At 71.7% G+C, this 11215-nt stretch carries 8 protein-coding genes; 6 read left to right on the forward strand and 2 right to left on the reverse strand.

What is annotated here, in order from left to right; translation table 11 throughout:
• Window positions 1–368 precede the first annotated feature (368 nt).
• Together cimA and ACIO3P_RS37640 are read left to right on the forward strand one after the other, a co-directional pair.
• Window positions 369–1976: a citramalate synthase gene (gene cimA, locus ACIO3P_RS37635; RefSeq protein WP_329822138.1), complete on the forward strand. Its 1608-nt coding sequence runs from the start codon at window positions 369–371 to the stop codon at window positions 1974–1976.
• 133 nt (window positions 1977–2109) lie between these two features.
• The gene (locus ACIO3P_RS37640; RefSeq protein WP_401791049.1) at window positions 2110–3477 is read left to right on the forward strand and encodes a hypothetical protein; all 1368 of its coding nucleotides are present in this window, start codon (window positions 2110–2112) and stop codon (window positions 3475–3477) included.
• Window positions 3478–3602: 125 nt separating this feature from the next.
• On the opposite strand, the gene ACIO3P_RS37645 is transcribed toward ACIO3P_RS37640, so the two are convergent.
• Window positions 3603–4220: a YceI family protein gene (locus ACIO3P_RS37645; protein ID WP_329822140.1), complete on the reverse strand. Its 618-nt coding sequence runs from the start codon at window positions 4218–4220 to the stop codon at window positions 3603–3605.
• A gap of 232 nt (window positions 4221–4452) precedes the next feature.
• Here ACIO3P_RS37645 and ACIO3P_RS37650 point away from each other — a divergent pair, with 232 nt between their 5' ends.
• Entirely contained in the window at window positions 4453–4962 is a 510-nt protein-coding gene (locus tag ACIO3P_RS37650; RefSeq protein ID WP_401855546.1) for a hypothetical protein, read from the forward strand.
• A gap of 117 nt (window positions 4963–5079) precedes the next feature.
• Here the strand turns inward: ACIO3P_RS37650 and ACIO3P_RS37655 are convergent, their stop codons facing one another.
• Window positions 5080–6279 carry a glycoside hydrolase family 64 protein gene (locus ACIO3P_RS37655; RefSeq protein ID WP_329822142.1) on the reverse strand — a complete coding sequence of 400 codons (1200 nt, stop codon included), beginning with the start codon at window positions 6277–6279 and terminating at the stop codon, window positions 5080–5082.
• A 313-nt stretch (window positions 6280–6592) separates the two neighbouring features.
• On the opposite strand from ACIO3P_RS37655, the gene ACIO3P_RS37660 reads away from it, so the two are divergent.
• The 3 genes from ACIO3P_RS37660 to ACIO3P_RS37670 all read left to right on the forward strand — a co-directional run bounded on the left by ACIO3P_RS37660 (window position 6593) and on the right by ACIO3P_RS37670 (window position 11023).
• Entirely contained in the window at window positions 6593–8977 is a 2385-nt protein-coding gene (locus ACIO3P_RS37660) for a polysaccharide lyase 8 family protein (protein WP_401855598.1), read from the forward strand.
• Window positions 8978–9180: 203 nt separating this feature from the next.
• Window positions 9181–10764, forward strand: a complete 1584-nt coding sequence (locus ACIO3P_RS37665; RefSeq protein ID WP_329822144.1) for an acyl-CoA carboxylase subunit beta — start codon at window positions 9181–9183, stop codon at window positions 10762–10764.
• 55 nt (window positions 10765–10819) lie between these two features.
• The gene (locus ACIO3P_RS37670) at window positions 10820–11023 is read left to right on the forward strand and encodes an acyl-CoA carboxylase subunit epsilon (protein WP_329822145.1); all 204 of its coding nucleotides are present in this window, start codon (window positions 10820–10822) and stop codon (window positions 11021–11023) included.
• The last annotated feature ends 192 nt before the right edge of the window (window positions 11024–11215 follow it).

Below are 11215 nucleotides of genomic sequence, written 5' to 3' on the forward strand. Positions count from 1 at the left end.
CCTCGTACGGGGCCGGTCGTACGAGGGGGTCCGCGCCCGCGGCGCACGGGCGCGGACCCCGCGCGTTCCCCCCGGTCCCACGGGCTCTGGCTCGTATCGTGAGACGGGTCTTTCCGGACGAGCGAGACATGCGAAAATCGGCCCGTGCTCTCGTTCGCCATCATTATCGGCAGCAAGCGCGCCGGTCCGCAGTGACCGCCCCGTACCACCCCGTACGGCGCGGCCATCGTGCCCCAGACCCGCGCGCAGACCTCTCGCACCCGCGAGGGGTTTTTTCGTTTTCCGGCCCCACCCCGGCCGAAAACGAGCGGCACGCGATGATGGGGGCAAGTGGAGCCAGACCTTCCACTCGACAGGAGCAGGACACCATGACCACAGAGTCCACGGCGGCCGACGACAGTTTCCATGTCTTCGACACGACGCTGCGCGACGGGGCGCAGCGCGAGGGCATCAATCTGACCGTCGCCGACAAGCTGGCCATCGCCCGGTATCTGGACGACTTCGGCGTGGGCTTCATCGAGGGCGGCTGGCCCGGCGCCAACCCGCGCGACACCGAGTTCTTCGCCCGTGCGCGGCAGGAGATCGACTTCCGGCACGCCCAGCTCGTCGCCTTCGGCTCCACCCGCCGCCCCGGGGCGAAAGCCTCCGAGGATCCTCAGGTCAGAGCCCTCGTGGAGTCCGGCGCCCCGGTGGTGACCCTCGTCGCCAAGTCGCACGACCGCCATGTCGAGCTGGCCCTGCGCACCACGCTGGACGAGAACGTCGCGATGGTCCGCGACACCGTCTCGTACCTGCGTGAGCAGGGCCGCCGCGTCTTCGTCGACTGCGAACACTTCTTCGACGGTTACCGCGCCAACCCCGAGTACGCCAAGTCCGTCGTCCGCGCCGCCGCCGAGTCCGGCGCCGACGTGGTCATCCTCTGTGACACCAACGGCGGCATGCTGCCCGCGCAGATCCAGGCCGTCGTCGCCACCGTCCTCGCCGACACCGGCGCCCGCCTCGGCATCCACGCCCAGGACGACACCGGCTGCGCCGTCGCCAACACCCTCGCCGCCGTCGACGCCGGCGCCACCCATGTCCAGTGCACGGCCAACGGCTACGGCGAGCGCGTCGGAAACGCCAACCTCTTCCCGGTCGTCGCCGCGCTGGAGCTGAAGTACGACAAGCGCGTCCTGCCCGAGGGCTCGCTCGCCGAGATGACCCGGATCTCGCACGCCATCGCCGAGATCGTCAACCTCGCCCCCTCCACCCACCAGCCGTACGTCGGCGTCTCGGCCTTCGCGCACAAGGGCGGGCTCCACGCCTCAGCGATCAAGGTCGACCCCGACCTCTACCAGCACATCGCCCCCGAGCAGGTCGGCAACACCATGCGGATGCTCGTCTCCGACATGGCGGGCCGCGCCTCCGTCGAGCTGAAGGGCAAGGAGCTGGGCATCGACCTCGGCGGCGACCGCGACCTGGTCGGCCGGGTCGTCGGCCGGGTCAAGGAGCAGGAGCTGAAGGGGTACACGTACGAGGCCGCCGACGCCTCCTTCGAGCTGATGCTCCGTGAGGAGGTCGAGGGCCGGCCGCGCCAGTACTTCCGTACGGAGTCCTGGCGCGCGATCGTCGAGGACCGCCCCGACGGCACCCACGCCAACGAGGCGACGGTGAAGCTGTGGGCCAAGGGCGAGCGCATCGTCGCCACCGCAGAGGGCAACGGCCCCGTCAACGCGCTGGACCGGTCCATGCGGTCGGGTCTTGAGCGCATCTACCCGCAGCTCGCCAAGTTGGAGCTGGTGGACTACAAGGTCCGCATCCTGGAGGGCCGGCACGGTACCGAGTCCACCACCCGCGTGCTGATCACCACGAGCGACGGCACGGGCGAGTGGTCGACCGTGGGGGTCGGCGAGAACGTGATCGCCGCGTCCTGGCAGGCGCTGGAGGACGCGTACACGTACGGACTGCTCCGCGCCGGGATCGAGCCGGCGGAGTAGCGGGGGCGACCGGGCGGAGCGGGCCGATCAGGCAGGAGGGCGCGGCGCGTCGGGCGAATGCCGCCCCGCCTGGTTCTCGCTCCGCCCCTCCGCCGCCCGTCCGGTATTGCCCCGCTTCGGGTAGCGTCGATGTATGAGGTCGAGGCTGATTTTCCTTCTGTCCGGGCTGCTTCTCGCCCTGTCGGCCGCCGCCTTCGGGGCGGCCCCCGGCGCGCTGGCGGCCACCACGGGGCCCGAGACCGTGGCCGAGGCCCTGAAGAAGGGCCCGGTCTATGTGGATCCGGGGGCCAGGGACCAGCTCTCGGCCGCCCAGGCCGATGCCCTGACGAAGAAGATCAAGGACGCCGACAAGCCGCTCTTCGTGGCGGTCCTGCCGGACAACGCGCAGTTCCCGGCGGCCAGCGTGCTGCGTACCGTACGGACCGACACCGGGGTGACGGGGCTGTACGCGATCCGCCTCGGCGACCGGTTCAACGCGGGCGCCGACCCGTCCGTCCTCTCCCGGCAGGCCGTCTCGAACCTGGTCGCCGGGGTCAAGGCGGGCGGTGGAACCGTCGACGCCGCCACCCAGCTCACCGACTTCGTGGACCAGGCGCTCCCGCAGACCCGGGGCCGGGCGCCGGCCTCCTGGGGCGGTGGCTCGGGGGACGGCGGTGGCAGCTCGTCCGCCGGACTGATCGTGCTCGGCTCGGTGGTCGTGGTGGGCGGCGTGGGCGCCTACGCCGTGGTGCGCAGGAACCGCCGCAAGCAACTGGAGCGCGAGCAGGCGGCCCTGGACAAGCTGCGGGTCGTCGTGGACGAGGACATCACCGCGTTCGGCGAGGAGCTGGACCGGCTCGACTTCCACCCCTCGGAACCGGGCGCCGACGACGCCATGCGCGGCGACTACGCGCACTCGCTGGACGCCTACGAACAGGCGAAGTCCCTCATGGGCTCGGCCCGGCGCCCCGACGACGTACGCGGGGTGACCCGGACGCTGGAGGACGGCCGCTTCTCGCTGGCGACGCTGGCCGCGCGCCGGGAACGCGCCCCGCTGCCGGAGCGCCGCTCGCCGTGCTTCTTCGACCCGCGCCACGGCCCGTCGACCACGGACGCGCAGTGGTCCCCGCCCGAAGGGGCTCGGCGTACGGTGCCGGTCTGCGCGGCGGACGCGGCGCGGCTGGCGGACGGCGAGGACCCGATGATCCGTACGGTCAGGACCGACCAGGGGCCGCGCCCGTACTGGGACGCCGGCCCGGCGTACGGACCGTGGGCCGGCGGCTACTTCGGCGGCGGGCTGCTGCCGGGCCTGCTGGTGGGCACAATGCTCGGCTCGATGATGGCGAGCCCCGCCTACGGCGCGGACTTCGGCGGTGACGGCTCCGGCTTCGCGGGCGGCGACCAGTCGGGCGCCGACTTCAACCCGGACGATTTCGGGGGCGGCGGTTTCGGCGGGGGAGGGGACTTCGGCGGGGGTGGCGACTTCGGGGGCGGCGGCGACTTCGGCGGAGGCGGCTTCTAGCGCGGGGAGGGGCAACTGCGCGGGGAGGGCACGACTCCTACCGCCGTCCGGCCTCCCCGCGCCGCCGCCGTACCCTCGTCCCGCCGGCCGCCGTATCCGCGTCCCCACGGCTGTCGTCCGTGGCCTCAGGCGGCCTCGGGGCCCTGCTTGATCGCGGAGATGTCGAAGCCCAGCTTCACCTTGTCGCTGACCATCACGCCGCCGGTCTCCAGCGCCGCGTTCCAGGTCAGGCCCCAGTCGGAGCGCAGGATCGTCGCGCTGCCCTCGAAGCCGACGCGCTCGTTGCCGTACACGTCGGTGGCGGAGCCGTGGAACTCCAGGTCGATGGAGAGCGGCCGGGTGACGTCCTTGATCGTCAGGTCGCCGGTGATGCGGTACGTCTCCGCGTCGATCTGCTCGGCGGCGGTGGAGCGGAAGGTCATCGCCGGGAACGTCTCGGCGTCGAAGAAGTCGGCGCTGCGCAGGTGACCATCGCGGTCGGGCGCGCCGGTGTCGATGCTGGCGATCGAGACGTCGATGGCGGCCGTGGACTTCGCCGGGTCCGAGCCGTCCAGGTGGAGCGAGCCCTCGTGCTCGGTGAAGGTGCCCCGCACGTTGGTCACCATGGCGTGGCGAACGGTGAAGCTGATCGTGCTGTGCGCGGGGTCGATGGTGTACGCGCCGGTGAGCGCGGCCAGGGCCGGGTCCGCCTCGATGGTGGCGGTCGGGGCGGTGCTGTCGTTCTTACGGCCGAAGAGAGCCATGATTCCTCCAGATGCGGGGTTGTTTAAGCTTCAACGAGTCCCACCATAGACCTATCTCGTTCAAGGTTCAACAACATCGCGATATTCACACGAAAGGGCGATGCGGATCCTCTGGCGGACGCGCGTAGACATCGGGCAGGATCAGCCCCGCACCACACCGCCCCCGCACCGCCTGCTCCACCGCACCGCCTACCCCACGACGCCACGGTCTTCAGCAGGAGGCATTCCCCCCATGAAAATCCGCTCCGTCCTCAGCGCCCTCGCCCTGGTCCTCGGCGCTCTCCTCGCCCCCGGCTTCGGTGTGTTCAGCTCCGCCACCGAAGCCCAGGCGGCCACGAAGATCACGCACGCCACCGCAGCCTCGATGTTCAACTCCTCCGGCATCGCCTGGGTCTCCACCGGCGGCTGCTCGGACCGGAACAACGCAAGCTGCACCTCGTTCGACCAGCTCAACCTGGACACCGCCAAGGGGGCGCAGACGCTGAAGAGCGCCACGGGCTGCGCCCTCACCATCACCGGAGGCACGGAGACCGGGCACGCGAGCGGCACGTACTCGCACTGGAACGGCTACAAGCTCGACTTCCGCCCGACCACCTGTCTCACCAACTACATCAAGAACACGTTCACGTACATCGGGGTACGCGGTGACGGCGCCCCGCAGTGGCAGTCCGGCTCCGGCAACGTCTACGCCGACGAGGGCAACCACTGGGACGTCACGTACCACAACTGCGGCGGCTGCTGACCCCGGCACAGCGCCGACCCCAGCCCCGCGTCGGCCCTCGCACAGCGCGGTGCCCCGCACTCTCCGTCCGTCACCGGGGGAGAGGCGGGGCACCGTCGTGTGGTGCGGCGGCCGTGGTCAGGAGCCGACCGAGACCGTCCAGCGGCGCGGGTTGCCGTCGTGCGCCGCGCCCGAGACGTCGGGCTGGCCGTCCGCCTGGACGTCGTCGTACGGGAACGCGTACCCGACCGGGTTGTTGTCGTGCACGATCCGGGCGAAGTGGTTGGTCACCGGGTCCCGGTAGTAGTCCGCCGCCGTGAGCCCGTTCGGCGTCCGGGTGTGGGTGAGCAGGGTCGAGCGGTTGAAGGCCGCCGCGAGCCGGGCGAGCAGCCCCTTCTTGTCGTCCGAGTCGCCGGGGTTGTTGGCGAACGGGCCGCTGTTGCAGGTGAAGATGTCCATCGAGGTCGGCTTGGCGAAGGTGTGGCCGCCGTTGAAGGTGAGCGTGTCGCCGCTGACCCGGCCGGTGAAGACGCCCCGGCCGCCCTGGAGGTCGATGGTCAGATCGGTGGTGCGGTACTTCTCCCAGACCTGGTCCGCGTAACCCTCGAAGACACCGCCGAACCCCGCCTGACCGGGCAGGTTCTGCGGCGAGATGACCCGCAGCACCTTCCCGTCCGGGTTGCGCAGGACCAGCTTGTCCCACGGGTGGCCGTCCTTCGCCGCCTGGGCGGTGAGCCCGTCAGCGATCCGCTCCAGCGCGCCCTCGGGCAGCGGGGCGACGGTGTGGGTGTCGTCGCCCTCCAGCGAGATGCCGATGGGCAGCGCCGTCACCAGGTCGACATAGCTGATGTTGGAGAAGAGCTGGTCCTGGTTGAAGGTGAACTCGCAGAACGACCAGGTGCGGCCGTAGTTGGGGTCCGCCTCGGTCGCGAACGCCGGCTCGACCAGCGCCGGGCCCGGGTTGAGGAAGAAGTCCAGCTTGTCGTCGCGTACGAAGTAGACGCGGGCGCCGAACATCTGGGGCAGCCTCAGGACGACGGGCGCGCCGCCCGCCGGGTTCAGCGGGATCGCGCAGTCCACCGGCAGCGGCGTCTGCGGGGCACCGACGGACTCCGGCCGGTAGATGCTGCCGTCGGCGCGCAGCAGGACCCAGCCGCCCTGGTCGTGGCCGGTGACATAGGCGTTGACCGAACCGGGCAGCGACGTGTTCTGGAGGGCGAGTTCGCAGGTCTCCGGGGCTGCCGAGGCTTGCGGGCTGAGAGCGCTTCCCCAGACGGGGTAGGTGAGCGCCGTCGCCGTGGCGGCCGTGCCGGTGAGGAACAGTCGGCGGGATATCACGGAAGTACTCCTGATATGTGGGGGTGCACGAGGGCGCGGCGGGTGGGAGGAGGCGCCCAGCGTGGCCCCCCAGCCTCGCGTCGGGTGGGGAACGAGTCAAGAGTTGAGGCTGAGAGCGCTCTCACACTCGCCGCCGGGATGACCGGGCGTCACCCCAGGTGGCCGGGCCCGGAGTTGACGGACCGGCGGCGCTCCCCGTTGAAAGCCGACCCCGGCGGTGCTAGACCAACGGGCAGCCGGTCGCCCATGTTCGCTCCGGAGGTCACCCGTGTCGCTGCCGCCCGCCTGGAACCGCCGTACCGTGCTCACCGCCCTGGCCGCCACCGGCGCCGGCTCCCTCCCGTACGTGCCCGCCCATGCCGCCGAGCCCGCCGCCCGTACCCCTGTCGCCGGACCGGCCGCCCCCGTCGCCGGACCGGCCGCCGAGCCCGCCGACGCGTTCGAGGAGCTGCGGCTGCGCTGGGTGGAGCTCGCGCTCGGCAGCGGCTACGACCCGGCCGCCGAGCCGTACGCCTCCCGTCTCGCCGAGACCGGTGAGCTGGCCGCCCGCTTCCGGCGGACCATGGCCCCGGCCGCCGCCTCCCTCTGGCCCGACCACCCGTACGACCCGCCCGCCGGTATCACCCAGAGCTACGGCAGGCTCTGGACGATGACCCGCGCGTACGCCCAGCCGGGCACCGGGCTCACCGGCGACGCCGGTCTTCTCGACGCCGTGCTCCAGGGGCTCGACCACCTCGCCGCGACCGTCTACCACCCCGCGACCACCCCGTACGGCAACTGGTGGGAGTGGCAGATCGGCAGCCCCCGGCCGCTCATGGACATCACCGCCGTCCTGTACGACCGGCTCGGCGCCGCGCGGCACGCCGCGGCGGCCGCCGCCGTCGACCACTTCATCCCCGACACCCTGCTCACCGAGTACACGGGCACCAGCACCGGCGCCAACCGTGTCGACCTCTGCCGCTCCGTCGCCCTGCGCGGCGTCCTCGGCCGGGCGCCCGACCGGATCGCGCTCGCCCGCGACGCGCTCTCGCCCGTCTTCCCGTACGTCACGAAGGGCGACGGGCTCTACGCCGACGGATCGTTCGTCCAGCACACCTGGGTCGCCTACTCCGGGACGTACGGACAGGTCATGCTGGACGGTCTCGGCCGGCTCCTCACCCTGCTCGCCGGGTCGCCGTGGGCCGTCACCGACCCGGAGCGGCAGAACGTCCTCGACAGCGTGGAGCGCGCGTACGCCCCGCTGATCTACCAGGGGCTGATGATGGACAGCGTCAACGGGCGCGCCGTCAGCCGCGGTTACCTCAAGTCCGACGAGCGGCAGGTGATGCGGAGCGACCACTTCCACGGCCAGGGGGTGATCGCCGCCGTCGCCCTCCTCGCGGGCGCTGCGGGCGCCGCCGAGCGCGCGCGCTGGACCGCGCTGCTCAAGGGGTGGATCGAACGGGACACGGTCTCGCCCGTCCTCACCGCCCGCCAGTTCGACGTCGCGGATCTCGCCCGGCTGCGCGCCGTCGCCGCGTCGGAGGTGCCCGCCGCCCCCGAACCGACCGGCCACACCCTCTTCGCCGCCATGGACCGGGCGGTGCACCGCCGCCCGGGATGGGCCGCCAACATCGCCATGGCCTCCGACCGGATCGCGCACTACGAGTGCGGTAACGGCGAGAACCCGCGCGGCTGGCACACCGGCGCGGGGATGCTCCTGTGGTGGTGTGCGGACCGGGGCGACGTTCGGTCCACCGACCAGTACACGGACTGGTTCTGGCCCACGGTCGACCCGTACCGGCTGCCCGGTACGACGGTCTCCACCCGGCGGCTGCCGGACCGCGCCGGCGGCGAGTGGGGCGAGCCGAAACCGGCCGTACGGTGGGTCGGCGGCGCGACCGACGGGACGTACGCCGCCGTCGGGCAGCACCTCAAGGGGCTCGGCTCCACGCTGGAGGCCCGGAAGTCCTGGTTCTGCCTCGCGGACACCGTCGTCTGCCTCGGCGCCGGGATCAGCGCCACGGACGGGGTGCCCGTCGAGACGATCGTCGACAACCGCAATCTGGGGGAGCGGCCGGGGACCTCCTTCACGCTCGGTCCCGGCGGGCCCAGGACCGGCTGGGCCCATCTCGCCGGCCACGGCGGCTGGGTCTTTCCCGGGGGCGCGCGGGTACGGACCCTCGCGGAGGCGCGCACCGGCGCGTGGAGCGACATCAACACCACCAGCTCACCCGAACGCCGTACCCGCCACTACAGGAGTCTCCTGCTCGACCACGGCACCGACCCGGTGGCCGCCTCGTACGCGTATCTGCTGATGCCCGGCGCGTCCCGGCGTACCGTCGCCGCCCGCGCCGCCGACCGGCACTGGCTGGAGATCCTGGCCAACACGGACACCGCGCAGGCCGTGGCGGTCCGCTCGCTGGGCTGCGCCGCCGCGAACTTCTGGCGCCCGGGGACGGCCGGGCCGCTCACCGCGACCGCCCCCGCGAGCGTCCTCGCCGTGGAACGGGGCCGTACCGCCACCCTCCACATCAGCGAACCTCCCCGGACGGGGGAACCCCTGGAAGTCGTCTGGGACCGGCCGCACCGCCCGGTACGGCGCGTCACGGCCCATGACCCGTCCGTCGAGGTCCTCGCCGCGGGCCGTACGGTACGGCTGAGGCTCACCCCGGGAACGGCCGGCGCCACGCACGGCTGCACCCTGGAGCTCCACTGAGGACCACCCGGCCTCGTAGGCCCCTCACGACGCTCCTCGTAGGCCCCGAACCACTAGGGGGATCCCTACAACGGCCAGGGGTACGGTGCTGTGCGGTGACTCCGTAACGGGCCGGCTTCTGTCCATGCCCACCAGGAATACCGCCGGGAGACTGTGCGGAGTCGACGGCGCGCATTCCTTGGTGGTCTTCGTAGGGTTGGCACATGACCGTAGTGGACGAGACGCCGAGCGAGCCCACCGACGCCCGGGGCCGTGTGGCAGAACTGCACGCGCTGCGCGAGGCGGCCCGCCGAGGCCCCAGCGACCGCGCGACCGAGGCCCAGCGTGCCAAGGGCAAGCTCACCGCCCGTGAGCGCATCGAGCTGCTGCTCGACGAGGGATCGTTCAAGGAGGTCGAGCAGCTTCGCAGGCACCGGGCGACCGGCTTCGGCCTGGAGGCGAAGAAGCCGTACACCGACGGTGTGATCACCGGATGGGGCACGGTGGAGGGCCGTACGGTCTTCGTCTACGCCCACGACTTCCGGATCTTCGGCGGCGCCCTCGGTGAGGCGCACGCCACGAAGATCCACAAGATCATGGACATGGCCATCTCGGCCGGTGCCCCGCTGGTCTCGCTGAACGACGGCGCCGGCGCCCGTATCCAGGAGGGCGTCTCCGCGCTCGCCGGGTACGGCGGCATCTTCCAGCGCAACACCCGCGCCTCCGGTGTCATCCCGCAGATCAGCGTGATGCTCGGCCCGTGCGCGGGCGGCGCGGCCTACAGCCCCGCCCTCACGGACTTCGTGTTCATGGTCCGCGAGACCTCGCAGATGTTCATCACGGGCCCCGACGTGGTCAAGGCCGTGACCGGCGAGGAGATCACCCAGAACGGCCTGGGCGGCGCGGACGTGCACGCCGAGACCTCGGGCGTCGCGCACTTCGCGTACGACGACGAGGAGACCTGCATCGCCGAGGTCCGCTACCTCCTGTCGATGCTCCCGCAGAACAACCGCGAGAACCCGCCCACGGTCGTCTCCGAGGACCCGGCGGACCGCCGCTCCGACGTGCTGCTCGATCTGGTGCCCGCCGACGGCAACCGCCCGTACGACATGCACAAGGTCATCGAGGAACTGGTCGACGACGGCGACTTCCTGGAGATCCACGAGCGCTGGGCCCGCAACATCATCTGCGCGCTGGCCCGGGTCGACGGCCAGGTCGTCGGTATCGTCGCCAACCAGCCGCAGTCCCTGGCCGGGGTGCTGGACATCGAGGCATCGGAGAAAGCTGCACGCTTTGTCCAGATGTGTGATGCTTTTAACATTCCGATCGTTACGTTGCTGGACGTTCCCGGGTTCCTCCCGGGCGTCGACCAGGAGCACGGCGGAATCATCCGGCACGGTGCCAAACTGCTCTACGCCTACTGCAACGCGACCGTGCCGAGGATCTCCCTGATCCTGCGCAAGGCGTACGGAGGCGCGTACATCGTCATGGACTCCCAGTCCATCGGGGCCGACCTCACCTATGCCTGGCCCACCAACGAGATCGCGGTGATGGGCGCCGAAGGTGCCGCCAACGTCATCTTCCGCAAGCAGATCGCCGAGGCCGAGGACTCCGAGGCCATGCGAGCCCGCATGGTCAAGGAGTACAAGGCCGAGCTGATGCATCCCTACTACGCCGCGGAGCGCGGCCTCGTCGATGACGTCATCGACCCCGCCGAGACCCGCGAGGTCCTCGCGGGCGCACTCGCGATGCTCCGTACCAAGCACGCGGACCTGCCGTCCCGCAAGCACGGCAACCCCCCGCAGTGACGCGGCGCCCCGCGCGCCCCGCCGTCCCTGCCGAGACCAACGGAGACACGACTCCATGAGCGATGCCACGAACGAGTCCCTGCTGCGCGTCGAGAAGGGCCACGCCGACCCCGAGGAGCTGGCGGCCATCACCGCCATCCTGATGGCCCGCGCGGCGGCCAGGCCCGAGGCCCCGGCGCACCGGGGCCGCTCCACCGCCGGCTGGCGCCGTCTGGAGCGCACCCCCGGCTTCCGCGCCCCGCACAGTTGGCAGGGCTGAGCCCGCCGCCGTACCGCGTACACGACGAAGCCCCCGCACTCGGTGAGAGTGCGGGGGCTTCGTCGTGTACGGATCCGGGCCGGGGGGGGGGGGGCCCCCCCCCCCCGCCCCCCCCCCCCCCCCAAACACAAATGTGTAATGCGTGGGTGGCAAAGTGGGGGGGGTGGGGGTGGGGTTGGTGGGGGGGTTGGG

This window comes from Streptomyces sp. NPDC087310, from assembly GCF_044744405.1.
Lineage (GTDB): Bacteria > Actinomycetota > Actinomycetes > Streptomycetales > Streptomycetaceae > Streptomyces.

Bases quoted from the DNA above. Each gene is read 5' to 3' on its own strand.
- cimA (WP_329822138.1), top strand. From the start codon at position 369: ATGACCACAGAGTCCACGGCGGCCGACGACAGTTTCCATGTCTTCGAC.
- ACIO3P_RS37640 (WP_401791049.1), top strand. From the start codon at position 2,110: ATGAGGTCGAGGCTGATTTTCCTTCTGTCCGGGCTGCTTCTCGCCCTG.
- ACIO3P_RS37645 (WP_329822140.1), bottom strand. From the start codon at position 4,220: ATGGCTCTCTTCGGCCGTAAGAACGACAGCACCGCCCCGACCGCCACC.
- ACIO3P_RS37650 (WP_401855546.1), top strand. From the start codon at position 4,453: ATGAAAATCCGCTCCGTCCTCAGCGCCCTCGCCCTGGTCCTCGGCGCT.
- ACIO3P_RS37665 (WP_329822144.1), top strand. From the start codon at position 9,181: ATGACCGTAGTGGACGAGACGCCGAGCGAGCCCACCGACGCCCGGGGC.
- ACIO3P_RS37670 (WP_329822145.1), top strand. From the start codon at position 10,820: ATGAGCGATGCCACGAACGAGTCCCTGCTGCGCGTCGAGAAGGGCCAC.